This window comes from Cohnella rhizoplanae (genome assembly GCF_948329515.1).
In the GTDB taxonomy this organism is placed as follows: Bacteria; Bacillota; Bacilli; order Paenibacillales; family Paenibacillaceae; genus Cohnella; species Cohnella rhizoplanae.
In genome coordinates this window covers 791,853-808,306 of the sequence record NZ_CAOJCN010000001.1, presented here as the reverse complement: position 1 = coordinate 808,306, position 16,454 = coordinate 791,853, and the positions used below count along the sequence as shown (strand labels likewise).

The 16,454-nt window shown below is 62.1% G+C and carries 5 protein-coding genes; all 5 read right to left on the bottom strand.

All coding sequences use genetic code 11. From position 1 onward, the window contains the following. Window positions 1-9: 9 nt before the first annotated feature. Window positions 10-4,482, bottom strand: a complete 4,473-nt coding sequence (locus tag PQG80_RS03620) for a DEAD/DEAH box helicase (RefSeq protein WP_271749757.1) — start codon at window positions 4,480-4,482, stop codon at window positions 10-12. A 54-nt stretch (window positions 4,483-4,536) separates the two neighbouring features. Beyond that, the gene (locus tag PQG80_RS03615; protein ID WP_271749756.1) at window positions 4,537-7,158 is read right to left on the bottom strand and encodes a PAS domain-containing hybrid sensor histidine kinase/response regulator; all 2,622 of its coding nucleotides are present in this window, start codon (window positions 7,156-7,158) and stop codon (window positions 4,537-4,539) included. Window positions 7,159-7,321: 163 nt separating this feature from the next. Next, window positions 7,322-8,527 carry a glucosaminidase domain-containing protein gene (locus tag PQG80_RS03610; RefSeq protein ID WP_271749755.1) on the bottom strand — a complete coding sequence of 402 codons (1,206 nt, stop codon included), beginning with the start codon at window positions 8,525-8,527 and terminating at the stop codon, window positions 7,322-7,324. Between the two features lie 353 nt (window positions 8,528-8,880). Next, window positions 8,881-14,598 carry a HAMP domain-containing protein gene (locus PQG80_RS03605; protein WP_271749754.1) on the bottom strand — a complete coding sequence of 1,906 codons (5,718 nt, stop codon included), beginning with the start codon at window positions 14,596-14,598 and terminating at the stop codon, window positions 8,881-8,883. Window positions 14,599-14,630: 32 nt separating this feature from the next. Continuing rightward, the gene (locus PQG80_RS03600) at window positions 14,631-16,283 is read right to left on the bottom strand and encodes an ATP-binding protein (protein ID WP_271749753.1); all 1,653 of its coding nucleotides are present in this window, start codon (window positions 16,281-16,283) and stop codon (window positions 14,631-14,633) included. Between the last annotated feature and the right edge of the window lie 171 nt (window positions 16,284-16,454).

Here is a 16,454-nt window from a genome sequence, read left to right as displayed (position 1 = left end):
ATTATACGCTCACGTCCGCAGCCAGAGCACGAGCGACCGCATTTGCTTCTCCGCGCCGGCGGACAACAGCGTGCGCCCCGCCTCCGTCTCCGCCGCCGCTGCGCCGTTCCACTCGTCCAGCTTGAGCTTGACCAGCTTCTGCCTGCGGATGATCGTCTGAAAAGCGGCTTGCAGCCGTTCCGCCTCGCCGCGGGTCTTCAGGTCGTCGGCCTCCGGCTGGAGGCTGAAGACGCGCTTGCCGTTGTTCTCCACCCAATACAGCCACTTGTCGCCGTCCAGCAGCAGGAAGTTGCCGGGCTTGCGGGCATAGGACACGCCCTTCCCGCCGTCTGGCCATTCGGCGATCAGCCCGAACGGATTGGCCGGATCGGCCGCCGACAGGACGGCCAGCTGACCTTCGCCGGCGACCGGCGGCCGCTTGACGGCGTCCCTGAAGGCGGGCGTAGCGAACTGCAGGGCATCGAGGCCGCGGATGAAGGCGCCCCGGGTGACCATCCCCCAATCTTCCAGCTGCCGCAGCACCCGGACCAGCACATCCCAAGGATACGGAGAAACCCTGGCTACCAGCTCCCGGTTCACCATGCCGTACGTATCCAGCAGATGCTTGGTCCATACGAGCGCCGGCGCCGGTCCTCCTCCGGCTTCTCGTCCGCCCGGCAAGCCGCCGTCCGGCTCCGTCTCGCGTTCGGCGTCGAGCAGGCTCGTCACGGCGTACCAACGACCGAGACCCGAGCCTGTTCGTCCATGCGCTTGCCGCTTGGACCTCGCCGCGTCGGCATGAAGGCGCAGCGGCGCGAACTGGTCGTTCGAGACGAGGCCCTCCCATGCCAGGTCGATGAGCGCGGGCAACAGCTCCGAGGGTAGCATATCCGACTCGCGGGAGAGCTTCGTCAGGAAGCTCGCCCCGCTCTCCCGGATCAGCCGGACGAGGCGCGGGTGGGCCGTCTTCGGCTCCTGCCGGACCGCGGCTTCGGCGTAGGGCGCGTAGAGCGCCTTGTTGTCCGCAAGGAAAAAGGCGACCTTCCCTTCTCGCTCCTCCTCCTCGCGCCTTCCGATCCAGATCACCTCGCCCGTCGCGCAGAGCATGTCGAGATCTTCCTTGCGATAGCCCGGCACGCGCGCGGGCAGAATCAATGTCTCCCAATGCGACAGCGGCAGGAAGATGCCCTGAAGCTTGTCGATGGCGGCGAGCAAGCCTTCGGCGCCCTGCATCTGGGTGCCCGGCAGCGCATGCTGCAGAAGCGCGATCTGGCTGCACCAACGGATCGCGTCGGCAGGCTCGGCCAGGGAGCGGGCATGCCGCACGGACCACCGGACGAGCTTGGAGGCGACCTGCACGCTCGTCCAGAGACGTTCATCTTCGCCCGCCGCATGCGGAGCCCGCTGGATCATGTTCCGGTCGAGCAGCAGATTCACCGCATCGGCTGCCGTTCTCCGGTCGAGCGCCGGATAGCGCTCCATCAGATCCGCTTCGGTGAAGGACATGCGGTGATCCGCATACCGGCCGAGCACGAACACGACGGAGGCGGGGTCTTGCGGGAACCGCGCGTACAGGTCCGCTTCGTCTGCCGCAATATATCGCGTCTCCTCGTCGCCGGGCATGAGCAGCGCAGCAGCGCCGCCGCTCTCCTGAAGCTGCCGGAGCCAGACGAGGCTGCGTTCGCCGGCAGCCTTGGCGATCTCGGCCGCCGTCAGATCTCCTCTCGCCTTGAGCAGCGCCGATAGATCTCCTGGACCGCCCGGCTCGCGCGCAGGCGACGCGAGGCTGGCCTCCATGCTGGCGAACGCCTCGTCGGATACGGCGGCGCCCGCTTCTCTCCCGCCGAACAGATCTCGGGCCAGCTCCTGGTTAATCTGTAGAATCTGATTCCGCGTCGATTCATCCAGGCCGTCCCCCTCGTAGATGCGCATGTTCACGTAGTCGGCCATGAACTGAGAGGCGAGCGGCGAAGGATACGGCGTCTCGCGCACGACGACTTCGATCCGGCCTTCTTCGATCCCTTCGAGCATGCGGCGCAGATCGCCGTAGCTCAAGTATTCATGAAGCGCCTCGCGCATCGCCTCCGCGAGATACGGAAACTGCGCGCCGTACGGCAGCGCCTTCCTCAGCAGCTCCTCGCTGCGCAGCCGCTTCTGCCACATCGGAGTGCGCGTGAAGCTGCGCGAGAGCAGGAGCGACGTCTCCGCGATCTTGCGGAAGGCCACGGCAAGCAGCGGAGAGCCGGTCACCGCCTCGGACAGCAGCGTCTCGACGTTCGACGCCGAGACCTGGCTCACGATGCGCAGCCACGAAGCGTCCCACTCCGGCAGCACGATCTCGATGCCGTTGTCCTTGGCGTTGCCGTACAGCCGATATGGCATGATCAGCTCGAATTGCCGCTGCAGCGCGAGCAGCCAGGCCCGATTGACGCTGCGGCCGAAAAAGTTGTGAATGACCATATGCGTCTGGTTCATTACGTCCCGATAGTGCTCGACGACGATCCGCGCGTCGGTCGGCACGCCGCAAGCCCGATGCTGAGCGCGCACGTGGCCGATCAGCTCCTCCGCGGCGGCAGCGTCCATGCCATATTCGTCCTGCAGCCAGGCCGAGACCGTATCGTCCGCCTCTCGCTCTCCGGCGACGTCCCCGCCGGCTGCTCTCCGATCCGCGAACGCTTCCCCAAGACCGAGCCGCGCGGCGATCTCCCGCCAGAACGCGCCGATCTTAAGACCCAGCTCGTACGAGCGCCCTCCCGCTTCGTTGCGCCAGAACGGAACCTCGCTGAACCGGTTGGCGGCTTCGGCGACGTAGACGCGGTCGTTCTTGATCTCGCGGATCATCCAGGAGCCCGCGCCGAGCTGGAAGACATCGCCGACCCGGCTCTCCTGAATGAACTCCTCGTCCAGCTCGCCCAGATGCGCCCGGCTGTCCATATGATGGACGGGATATCCGCCGCTCTGGGGGATCGTGCCCGCGCCGCGGACTGCGGCCGCCCTGCCGACCGGCCTGCCTGTCAGAGCCCCGGTCCGCGAATCCCAGTCGAGCAGCGGACGGAAAAAGGGATAGAAGCCGGATAGCACCTTAAGCATCTCTTGGAATCGCCGCTCGTCATAGCCCCGATAGCTGTCGCTCCGACGCACCAGGCGCAGCAGATCGTCCGCCTGCCAATCGTCCATGGCAACGATCGCGACGGTCTGCTGAGAGAGGACGTCCATCGGCCCGTAGGGGATGACGATGTCCTCGATCTCGCGGCGCGCGACGAGCCGGCTCAGCACGGCAGCCTCGGGCAGCAGCGCCTTGGCGCGCACGATCATGAGCCCGCGGCTCTCCTCGCCGACGGCATGTCCGGCGCGTCCGATCCGCTGGATGCCCCGGTCGGAGGCCAGCGGCGTATCGATCTGGACGACCAGATCGATATGGCCGATATCGATGCCGAGCTCGAGCGACGAGGTCGCGACGATGCAGCGGAGCTCGCCGCTCTTGAGCAGCCGCTCGGCCTCGAGTCTGCGCTCGCGGGATAGACTGCCATGGTGGGAGCGCGCCATCTCATACCCTACGTGGTCGTTCAGGCGCAGCACTAGCCTTTCAGATAGCCGCCTGCTGTTCACGAACAGGAGCACGGAGCGGCTCCCCTCGATCGCCTGCATGATCCTGTCGAGCAGCGGCTTCCATACCGCTTCGCGTCCGGCAGACGGCGCCGAAGGCTCGGGTACGGTGACCTTCACGCTCAGACGCTTGATCATCCCGCTCTCGACGATCGTCACCGGCCGCGGGCGCATCGCATCCGGCGCGGAAGCTTCCGCGCCGACGTCCGCGTCGCCCGGCTGCGCCTCCTGCCAGCCGCCCAGAAACCGGGCGACTCTGGACAGCGGCTTCTGCGTCGCAGATACGCCTATCCGCTGTACGGGATGCGGGCATAAGGCCTCCAGTCGCTCCAGCGAGAGCGACAGATGAGAGCCGCGCTTATCCGCGGCCAGATCGTGAATCTCGTCGACGATCACTTGTTCCACCGTGGATAGCATGTCCCGTCCCTTGACCGAAGTCAGCAGCAAATAAAACGACTCGGGCGTCGTCACCAGCAGATCCGGCGGATTGCGCAGCATGGATGCCCGCTTGGCCGAGGTCGTGTCTCCGGTCCGCACTTCGCTCCGTATGCCCGCCCAACGCGCGCCGTGCTCGGCCGCCCAAGCGTCCAGCTGCCTGGCAAAATCGCTCACGTGATGATGTATATCGTTATTCAGCGCCTTAAGCGGCGTAATATACAACGTGCGCACGGCAGATCTTCGCGCGTCCCCGCCCGCATCGCGGCCGACGATCCTGTCCAGACAAGGAAGCAGGGCGGCCAGCGTCTTCCCGGAGCCGGTGGGCGCGGCGATCAGCGTATGCGCGCCGGCGCCGATCGAAGCCCATGCCCGCTCCTGGATATCCGTGGGCGCCCCGAACGTTGATCCGAACCATGCAGACAGCACGGGGTGAAACGGCAGCTTGCTGACCTCAGTCAATGGAATCTCTTCTTTCAGTATCCTTTATTTTAAAGGATGCCCCGCGGGCGATCTTTAGGAGCGGTTAAAAAACTTCCCGATCATCTCTCTCACAATCCCGGTGTAAATAGGCTTGCTCATATACTCGTCCATGCCGGCGGCCATGAATCGCTCCCGGTCGCCCTTGAGCGCGTTGGCCGTCACCGCCACGATGACCGGGCACGCATCCGCGGGCAGCCGGTCGCGGATCATCCGGGTCGCTTCGAGGCCGTCGATGCCCGGCATCTGCACGTCCATGAAAATAAGATCGTACGTATCCCGCGTGGCCGCTTCCACGGCTTCGATGCCGTGCGAAGCGATCGATACGCGGTGACCTTGCTTCTCGAGAATCTTGAGCATGACGAGCTGATTGATCTTGTTGTCCTCCGCCACCAGAATACGCAGCGGCCTCGAGGGGTCTTGCTCCTGCGTAACAAGCGTCTGCTCGGACGCTTCCTCGACGTCTTCGGCGGGTTCCAGCACGACCGTGAACGAGAAGGCCGCGCCCGGCTCCTCCCGCTGCTCGAGCCAGATATCGCCGCCCATCAGGACCACGAGTTTTTTGCTGATGGCGAGCCCCAGACCGGTCCCTTCCGTCTCCCTGGTGATCTGATTGTTGATCTGATAGAACGGCTGGAAGAGCCTGTACGCCTTGTCCTTCGGAATGCCGATCCCGGTATCCTTCACCGTGAACCTCAAGCCGACCTTGCCATGCTCCGATCCGTCGCGCGCGACCGATACGTGCACGCCGCCCGACGACGTGAACTTGACGGCATTGCTGAGCAGGTTCATCAGCACCTGCTTCAGGCGGCTGGCGTCGCCTACCGCCGACTTGGGCACGCGGCGATCGACCGCGACCTCGATCTTAAGCCCCTTGTCCAGCGCTTTGGCGGAGACCACGTCCACCGACTCGCTGACGCAGGCGCGGATATCGAACGGCTCCAGGATGAGTTCCGTTTTTCCCGAATCGATCTTGGAGAAGTCGAGAATCTCCCCGATGATATTGAGCAGCGTCTCCCCGCTCTTGCGCACGACGTCGAGGTAACTGCGCTGTGTGTCGGTCAGATTGTCCCCGTCCAGCAGGAGATCGGTCATGCCGATGATCCCGTTCATCGGCGTGCGGATCTCGTGGCTCATCATCGCGAGAAATTCGCTTTTTGCCTTGTTCGTCGATTCGGCGGTTTCCTTCTCGATCATGAGCTTCTTCTGTTCGGTAATATCCTTGATGATCAGATAATAGCCGACATTGTCGCCGTGGATGATGATCGGCGCCAGTGTCGTCAGCACCTCGCGCGTGCTGCCGTCCTTATGCGTGATCTTGTCGCTCAGCTGGATCTCCGCATCCGACGCGTTCGCAGCGCCGCTCAGCGGCATAAATTGCTTCCAGCCGGTGAATCTGGAGATCGGGTTGCCGATCATCTCGGCCGTCGTGTAGCCCGTCAGCTCCTGCGCGACCCGGTTGCCGTTGATGACGCGCCCCTGCAGATCGATGGAGATGACGGCGTCGTGATTGTACTTCTTGAGGGACGTGTACCGCTCGACGCTCTCCTGCAGCTTGAGCTCGACGAGCTTGCGGTCCGTAATATCCTGCACCGTGCCAACGAGTCCCGCCAGCTCGCCCGTCTCCGTATAGAGGGCCATTCCGCGGATGTGCAGATACTTGAACGATCCGTCCGGCAGCGGCACGCGCGACTCGAAGCTCAGCTCGCCGCCCTTCGCGGCTTCCCTCGCCAGGTTCGCGAAGGCTTCGCGCTCCTCTGGCGCGACCAGATTAAGCAGGTTCAACTGCCCTCCGCCCGCGCGGTCGGGCGCATCTTGGTAGATCAGCGCCAGATTCGTCGAATAGGAGAAGCGCTCGCTCGCCGCCTCCCACTCCCAGCTGCCGATCGCGGCGATCCGCTCGGCCTCGGCCGACATGCTCTCGTGCTTCTTGCGACCCGAGACCTCGCGCCCGATGAACAGCTTGAAGCAGCGGCCGCTCTTGTCGCGAACCGTCTTCACGCTGGCCTCGAACCACAGCGTCCTCCCGTTCTTGTGATTCAGCCGGTATTCCTTGAGCGATCCGTTCAAGGGGCACTGCCCCTTGTAGTGCTCCAGATCCTCCCCGTCGAAAAGCAGATGCTCGTCCATGCCGGCCAGCTCGCCCGGCTGGAATCCGAGCAGCGCATGCGCATTGGGGCCGGCTTCGACGATCTTCCCGTCCTCGCCGCATATGTAATATAGATCTACGATATTCTCGCCGATGACCCGCTTCAGCTCCAACGACCATTCCAGCCGGTCTTCGATCCGCTTTTTGTCCGACGCATCGTAAAATTGCCAGAGCGAGAGCGGCTCTCCGCCGTCGCCGGGCACGATCCTGCTGCTCGCCGCATCGACCCATACGGGTTCGCCCGCCAGGTCCTTCAGTCTAACGCAGCGCGTATCCTGCGACAGTCCGTTCGCGATCCCCGCAAGATCCGAGACTCCCCGTCCGTCCGGGTAAAGAAAAGAATCTACCGGCCTTCCAAGCGCTTCCGACGCTCCGCATCCGAGCAATCGGGACATCGCGTCGTTGACGTACAGCCAGCGACCGCCGGAATCCGAGACGCCGATGCCGTGTCGCGACGATCGTATCCAGTTTTCTCCTATTTCGGTTAAAAGTTGCGGCAAGCTCGACATTGCGTTGATCTCCTTTCGCATGTCCGCCGATCTGTTTCAAGTCTATACGGACTGTCTATACCCTAGGCTATTTATTTTGAAACATCCTGTAGAACGAAGTCGTTATGCAAAAAGACTGTCGGATGATCGACAGTCTCAAGCCTCTTCATATTATAACTTAGGATTATAGCTTGCGAAAATCGCTTTTCATGATTCCCATTACTTTCCCGGCCCAGCTCGAGCTTGCAGGACAGTATTTGGCCGCCACCTTGTCGACGGTCGTCAGCCCTTTGTCCACGTATTTATCCGAGAGGAGCTGTCCGAACTTGCGGACCGAATCCGCCTTCGTCTTGAAGCTGAACGCCTTGGCGGTTCCGGACGTCGCGTTCAGGCCGAACAGATTGTTTTTGGTCCGGGACAGCTTGCTCTTGCCGTTGCCGCTCTCGAGTTTCATCACCGCGATCGTGAAGAAGGCGTTGATGCCGTATTTCTCCTCGATCTCGAGCACCACGTCCTCGATGCCGTGCCCGGCGAGCGCAGTGTCTTTGAACAGCTTCGCGATATGCGCCTCGGTCAGTCCCGAGTCCGATCGCACCCGGTTCGTCGGACGGGCCGGGTCCGCGTCTTCGTCGGGAGACGCCTCCTGCGGCGTCCATTCCGGCTTAGGATCAGCGGCTTGGACTGCGCCTTCTCTCGCGGCGGAGGACGGCGGCTTCCCTTCGGAGGCAGGTTCGGGGAGGGGCTGCGTCTCCGCCTTAGCGCCGGTTGCGGAGCCTGACGCCGCCTCGCCAGCGGGTTCGGCGTATCCGCCGTGCACGTACCCGCCGTCCTTTAAGCGAAGCCAGCCTTTATCCGTCCGCGACAGGACTTCGAGCTGCGTCCCCTGCTTGACTACGCGGAGCACCTTAGAACCGTTGTACGGATTGGCGCGCACGTTCAGATAATAAGCCGTTACTATGTATGGGGCGACCGCCGGCGGCTTAGGCGCTGCCTCAGGCGTTCCGTCAGGTTCGCCGTTGTTGGCGAGCGAACCGTTCCCGCTGGCGCGAAGCTCCTCGTCCAGCGTGAATTTAAGCGGCTTTTTCCGGTTATCCGGCGGGAGATCGTTGGGGTTGACGGATGATGGACCATCCTCGTAGGCAAGCGGAAACGCATCATCCGCCGGAGCGGGAGCCGGGATCGGATCCGGCAGACGGAGCGGTATCGCAGCGCCCGACTGCGGGCGCGGTACATCGGCTGGAGCCGGGGCTGGCAGAGGAGACAGGGCCGGAGCGGCTATCGCGGCGGGAACCGCGTCTTGCAGGCTAGCGAGCGAGGTCAGGCCAAGCGTCGCGAACAGCGTCGCGACGAGCAGTACGACAAGGGGGTATCTCTTCTTATCTCCACGCATAACAGCACCTCTCTTCGATTGTTGAAGGACGAGCGAATCGTGAATATAGGATAGATTGTACAGACGGCCCCTTGAAAAACATGTCAAACGGTCAACGAATATTTAGATTTCCTTTGTCGACGAAGCGAATGAAAGCGCATCTTCCCCCTTCCCCGGGGTGAACATTCAACGGAATCCTGCACGGCTCCGTTCCGGGTGACGTGATGTGTCGATTGATGCTGCGGATTTCATTGCGCATCAAGGCACGGTCGCGGGCGATACCATACGGCAAAAAAGCAGGAAAGCACCCCGCCATCGCCCGGATGGCTGCGGATGCTTTCCTGCTTGATTTAATGAACGGGAATGGCTTCTCCTTACTGCGTTTCCCCTCGGTCCAGCCAGCTCCTCATCATCGCGAGCAGCTGCGCGCTGTTGACCGGTTTGGTGATATAGTCGGAGGCGCCTGCCTCGATGCACAGCTCGCGGTCGCCTTTCATCGCCTTGGCGGTGAGGGCGATGATCGGCAGATCCGCGAACGCCGGATTCGCCCGGATCGCGCGCGTCGTCTCATAGCCGTCCATGACCGGCATCATGATGTCCATCAGGACGATGCTGATATCCGGCGTCCGCTCCAGGATGTCGATCGCGGCCTGGCCGTTCTCCGCGGGAAGTACGGTCATCTGATGACGCTCCAATATCGTCGTCAAGGCGAAAATGTTGCGAACGTCATCGTCGACGACGAGCACCTTGCGGGACTGGATGGCCGCGTCGGACTCATAGATGCGCTCGAGCGCTTCCCGCGAGCCTTCCGGCAGTTCTTCCGACTTGCGATGGAGGAACAGCGTCGTCTCGTCCATCAGCTGTACGGCCGTGCGCGCCTCTTTTACGACGGAGGATCTCAGGATCTCTTCCCATTCCTCCTGCTCTTCGCCTGCCAGCTTGATGCCGCCTTCCACGACGATCGGTATGCGCCTTCCCGCGGACTTTTTCTGAATCTCGCGCACGAACTTCGGGATCGACATGTCCGCGAGCTCTCCGTCGGTCACGACGCAGTCGAACGGCTTCCCGCCGATCTGGTTGAGCGCTTTGCGCGCGGTATCGACCGCGGTGATCCGGAGCCTGCCTCCCGCGAGCGACTCCACGATCTGTTGCCTGCGCTCCTGATCCTTCACGGCGACGAGCAGCTGCCGGTCGCTGCGGGTGGCGAACGAATTAAGGCTCTCGAGCGCGATGTCCAGTTCGTCGTTGGTGACGGGCTTGCATAGATAATCGTATACGCCCTTGCGGAGCAGCTCGGTCTTGTCCTCGTCGACGGTAATGACGCAGACGGGAATATGGCGGACCGCCATGTCGTTCTTGAGATGCTCGAGCACGAGCCAGCCGTCCGTGTCTCCGAGGTGCAGATCGAGCGTGATCGCCATCGGGTTGTACCGCTTGGCCAGCTCCAGCGCCTGCATCCCCTTCGACGTGACGACCGTCTTGATGCCCTTGCGCGCGAGCGCGTCCTGCACGATCTCGCAGAACTTCAGATCGTCCTCCACGATCAGGAAGACGGAATCGCCGGGCTGCAAGTCGTCACGGTCGTCGCGCAGCTCTTCGCCCTGGCTCGGCGGCGTTAGCCGAATGCGCTTAGGCGGCGCGACGTCGATGACCTCCGGCACGTGCCGGACCTTGGGCTCCGGCTGAACGTCCCATGCGTCGATCGGCAGATATAGGTTGAACACGCTGCCGCTGCCCGGTTCGCTGAACAAGGTGATCTCGCCGCCGAGCATCTCCGCGATCTCGGTCGAGATCGTGAGGCCGAGGCCGGTGCCTCCGTATACCCGGTTCGTGCTGCCGTCCGCCTGCTGGAACGCCTCGAATATAATCTGCTGCTTGTCCTTCGGAATGCCGATGCCCGTGTCGCTCACCGTGAAGCACAGCACCGACGCGGCGCGGCTGAGACGCTCCGCGCTTTCGCTCCATCCTTCCGTCGCTTTGCGTACCCGGAGCATGATCTCGCCCTTCTCCGTGAACTTGAAGGCGTTGGACAACAGATTCTTCAGGATCTGCTGAAGACGCTTCGGATCGCTGACGATGCGTGTCGGCACCTCGGGTTCGATCCGGATGCGGAACGCGAGCAAGCGCTCGTCCACCATATGCCGGAAGGAACGGTCGAGCCCGTCGGTCAGCTCTCGCAGGTTGAGCTCGCTGTACTCCGCCGATACGGTGCCTGATTCGATCTTGGACAGATCGAGAATATCGTTGATCAGGTTCAGCAGCTCATGGCCGGAGTCCTGGATCGTCTTGGCGAACTTCACCTGATGCTCCGCGAGATTGCCGTCCAGGTTGTCCGCGAGCTGTTCGGCGAGCAGCAGCAGCGAGTTGAGCGGCGTGCGCAGCTCGTGCGACATGTTCGCGAGGAACTCGGATTTGTAGCGCGACGTGAGCGCCAGCTGCTCGGCTTTTTCCTCCAGGAAGCGCCTGGCCACCTCGACCTCGTTGTTCTTGCTCTCCACCTCGGCCTTCTGAATGACGAGCAGCTTTGCCTTGTCCTCGAGCTCCTCGTTCGTATTCTGCAGCTCGAGCTGCTGCTTCTGCAGCTCCTCCGTGAGCGACTGGGACTGGATGAGCAGCTCTTCGGTACGCTGGTTCGCCTGCATCGTATTGATGACGATGCCGATCGAGTCGGTCAGCTGATCCAGCAGCGCGATGTCGATCTCGCTGAACGATCTGAACGAAGCGAGCTCCAGCACGGCGAGCACCTGATCCTCGAAGATGATCGGCAGCAGCACGATATTGAGCGGCGTCGCTTCGCCCAGCGCGGAGGAGACGACCACATAATCGCCCGGCACGTTCGTCAGCAGGATGCGCTGCTTCTCGATCAGGCACTGCCCCACCAGCCCCTCGCCCGCGCGGAATTCGCTCGCCAGATGCTTGCGGTTGTGGAAGGCGTAGCTGGCGAACAGCTTCAGGACGGAGTGGCCGTTCACGGCTTCGTTCATATAGAAGACGCCATGCTGCATCGAGACGAGCGGCGCGAGCTCCGACAGGATCATGCGGCAGACCGCGTACAGATCCCGCTGGCCCTGCATGAGCCTGGAGATCTTGGCGAGATTCGTCTTGAGCCAGTCCTGCTCGGTGTTGATCCGCGTCGTCTCCTTGAGGTTCCGGATCATCTCGTTGATATTGTCCTTGAGCGTCTCGACCTCGCCGGCGGCGGCCACGTCGATCGTCCGGGACAGATCCCCGTTCGTCACCGCGGTGGCGACGTTCGTGATCGCGCGCACCTGCGTCGTCAGCGTGCTCGCCATGTAGTTAACGTTGTCGGTCAAGTCGCGCCAGGTGCCGGCGGCTCCCGGCACGCTCGCCTGACCGCCCAGCTTGCCCTCCGCGCCGACCTCGCGGGATACGGTGGTGACCTGGTCGGCGAAGATCGCGAGCGTATCGGTCATATTGTTGATCGTCTCGGTCAACTCGGCGATCTCGCCCTTGGCGTCCACGGTCAGCTTGAGCTTCAGGTTGCCGTTCGCGACCGCGGTCACGACCTTGGCGATGCCGCGCACCTGGTCGGTCAGATTGGCGGCCATGATATTAACGTTGTCTGTAAGATCCTTCCAGATGCCGCCGACCCCACGCACCTGCGCCTGCCCGCCGAGCTTGCCGTCCGTGCCGACCTCCCGCGCCACGCGCGTAACTTCGGAGGCGAACGAGTTGAGCTGATCCACCATCGTATTGATCGTATTCTTCAGTTCGAGCAGCTCGCCCTTGACGTCGACGGTGATCTTCTTGGACAGGTCGCCGTTCGCGACCGCCGTCGTCACGCCGGCGATGTTGCGCATCTGGATCGTCAGGTTGCTCGCCATGTAGTTGACCGTGTCGGTCAAGTCCTTCCACATGCCGGATACGTCCTTGACGTCCGCCTGCACGCCCAGCTTGCCCTCGGTGCCGACCTCGCGGGCCACCCTCGTGACTTCGGACGCGAAGTTGCCGAGCTGGTCCACCATCGTATTCATCGTGTTCTTCAGCTCGAGAATCTCGCCCTTGACGTCGACGGTGATCTTCTTGGATAGATCGCCCCGCGCGACGGCGGTGGTCACGTCCGCGATGTTGCGCACCTGGTCGGTCAGGTTGCGGGCCATGTTGTTGACCGACTCGGTGAGATCCTTCCACGTGCCGCCTACGCCCTTGACCTGCGCCTGGCCGCCGAGCTTGCCGTCCGTGCCGACCTCCCGCGCCACCCGCGTAACCTCGGACGCGAACGTCGACAGCTGATCCACCATCGTATTGATCGTATTTTTCAGCTCGAGGATCTCGCCCTGAACGTCAGCCGTGATCTTCTTGGACAGATCGCCGTTGGCGACAGCCGTCGTGACGACGGCGATGTTCCGCACCTGGTCCGTCAGGTTGGACGCCATGTCGTTGACCGATTCGGTCAGATCGCGCCAGGTGCCCGCCACGCCTTTTACTTGCGCCTGCCCGCCGAGCATCCCTTCGGTGCCGACCTCGCGGGCCACGCGCGTAACTTCCGATGCGAACGTGGACAGCTGATCCACCATCGTGTTGATCGTATTTTTAAGCTCCAGGATCTCGCCCTTCGCATTAACCGTGATTTGCTTGGTCAAGTCGCCCTTCGCGACGGCCGTCGTGACCTCCGCGATGTTGCGCACCTGGTCGGTGAGCGTGCCCGCCATGAAGTTAACGCTGTCGGTCAAGTCCTTCCAGGTGCCGGATACGTCCTTGACGTCCGCCTGGCCGCCGAGGATGCCGTCGTTGGAAACCTCGCGCGCCACGCGCGTGACCTCCGAGGCGAAGTTGCCGAGCTGATCGACCATCGTGTTGATCGTGCTCTTGAGCTCGAGAATCTCGCCCTTCGCGTCGACGGTGATCTTCTTCGACAGGTCGCCTTTGGCGACCGCCGTGGTGACTTCCGCGATGTTCCGTACCTGATTGGTCAGATTCGAAGCCATGTAGTTAACGCTCTCGGTCAAGTCGCGCCAGGTGCCCGCGACGCCGCTGACCTCCGCTTGTCCGCCGAGAATCCCCTCGGTGCCGACCTCGCGCGCCATCCGCGTGACTTCCGAGGCGAACGTCGATAGCTGGCCGACCATGGTGTTAATCGTGACCTTCAGCTCGAGGATCTCGCCCTGAACGTCCATCGTGATCTGCTTCGATAAATCTCCGTTCGCGACGGCCGTCGTGACGACCGCGATATTGCGCACCTGATTGGTTAAATTCGAAGCCATGTAGTTAACGCTCTCGGTCAAGTCGCGCCATGTACCGGAGACGCCCTTGACGTCGGCTTGCCCGCCGAGCTTGCCCTCGGTGCCGACCTCGCGCGCCACGCGCGTGACCTCGGACGAGAACATCGACAGCTGGTCGACCATCGTATTGATCGTGTTTTTCAACTCGAGAATCTCGCCCTTGGCGTTAACCGTAATCTGCTTGGACAAGTCGCCCTTCGCGACCGCCGTCGTCACGGCCGCGATGTTGCGCACCTGATCGGTCAGATTGCTCGCCATATTGTTGACGCTCTCGGTCAGATCCTTCCATGTGCCCGATACGCCTTTGACGTCGGCCTGTCCGCCCAGCTTGCCCTCGGTGCCGACTTCGCGCGCAACGCGGGTGACCTCGGACGAGAACATCGACAGCTGGTCGACCATCGTGTTGATGTTTGCGGCCGTGCGTTGGAATTCGCCCGTCAGCGGCCTCCCTTCGAATTCGAGCTCCACCTTCTGCGACAGATCGCCTTGCGCGACCGCGTTGATCACGCGGACCATCGCGCTGGTAGGCTGCGTGAGATCGTCGATCAGCCCGTTCAGCGATTCGACCGTCTGGTCCCATGCCCCCCCTTGGTGCTGAAGCGCGAATCTGCGGGACAGGTTGCCCTCCTTGCCCACCACGCGGGCAAGCTGCTGAATCTCCGTGACCATGGACTCTTGGATGTCCATGATCTCGTTGAACGTGTCCGCGACCTTGCCGGCCACGCCCGTATAGTGATAGGGCATACGATATGCGAAATTGCCTTTTTTCCACGCCATGAGCGCATTCAGCAGTTCCCCGCTGTCCGGCATTCCGTCCGCCGCCAGCTGCTCGATATTCCGATCCGTCATTGTCTCCTCATCCCCCATGAAGCACAATATGGTTACTTAAAATTGTTGCGGATTAATCGCTTAAGACGCTCCAGGGATATCGGTTTCTGTATATATTCGTCGATACCTTCGGCTGACGGCGCTTCGCCGGATCCGGCGGACGCCTCCTCGTCACGAGAGCGCAGCGCTACGACGAATGGCGGTTCCCTGGCCTCCCGCTTGGTGCGTCCGCGCCGCTCGGCGCCTCCAGGCGGCACGGCCGTCGCGAGCAAATCCTCGTCCACGAACACCAGATCATAGACGCTGCCGAGCAGCGCTTCCCGCATCGCCGCCGCATCCTTGGCGACCGTGGCGTTAAGCCCGAGCATGTCCAGCATATGTACGAGCAGATCGCCGTAGATCGGGCACGGCTCCCCGATTAAGATGCGCAAGTCTCCGGGAACGAAAGGCACTTCGTCATCCGGTCTCTCGGGCAGCACCGCGAGCTCCTCCGGCCGCATCGGGTCTCCGGCTGCCGCCGACCCGCTTAAGGCGCGGATGGTGAATACGAACATCGCTCCCTGTTCGGGGGTATCTTCGATTCGGATCTCGCCGCCCATCAGCTCGACCAGCGACTTGCTGATCGACAGCCCGAGGCCCGTGCCGTCGAACTTGCGGTTCATCGCCGTATCGAGCTGCGCGAAAGGGTGGAAAAGAAGGTCGATCTTGTCCGCCGGTATGCCGATTCCCGTGTCCAGGACGGTGAACTCGACGATCAACGAATCGTCCGCCTCCGACAATCGCTTAACGAATATATAGACGCCGCCTACCTGGGTGAACTTCACGGCATTGCCCACGATGTTAATCAGCACCTGGCGCAGCCGATTCTTGTCCCCGACGAGCGTCGCAGGGAGCTCCGGGTCCAGCACGACGATGAGCTCCAGCCGGCGCTCCCGCGACGAGGCGGTGAACAGATCGATCGTCTCCATCAGGCATAACCGGAGATCGAACTCCGCTTCCTCCAGCTCCATCTTGCCCGACTCGATCTTAGAGAAATCGAGAATATGATTGATGACCGACAGCAGTACGTTGCCGCTCGTATGTATGATGCCGACCATGCTCGCGTATTCCTCGGGCAGATCCGACGATAGCAACAGGTCCGACATACCGATGATGCCGTTGAGCGGCGTACGGATCTCATGGCTCATGACCGCCAGAAATTCGGACTTGACCCGAAGCGCGATCTCCGCCGTCTCCTTAGCCTGCACGAGCGCTTGGTTCGTCCGCTCGAGCTGCCGGGTTTGCTGCTGCAGAAGCTCGCTCTGCATTTGGAGCGCTTTGTTCGTTTCGTACATGCTGACGTAGCCTGCGATCTTAGATCTGAAAATATGTGGCGCGAGCGGTCTGGTCAGATAATCGATGGCTCCGCCGGCATGTCCGTCGAAATCGTATTGGCCCTCGTGCGCATCCTGCGAAACGAATATGATCGGAACGACACGCGATTTCTCGCGGGCGCGGATCATGGCCGCGGTCTCGAACCCGTCCATGTCCGGCATGTGAATGTCCATGACGATCACTGCGAATTCCTTTTCGAGCAGACAGCGCAGCGCCTCGATCCCCGAATACGCCCTCACGCAGACGTAAGGCTCTCCGGCCAGTATCGCTTCGATGGCCATCAGGTTTTCCGGACGGTCGTCAACAAGCAAGATATGGGCGGCATCTTCCATTCCGCTCCTCCTTGATTTCGATAGGATATCCGAGCATATTTCATATGGCGGATTCATCACGCACCTGACATGGTTATATACCCACGCGGCCTTTGTCTGAAACGCTCGACGATTGGCTTTTTATACATTTTTTTAAGGATGCGGAAGCACGTATGCGGAAACGAAAATATC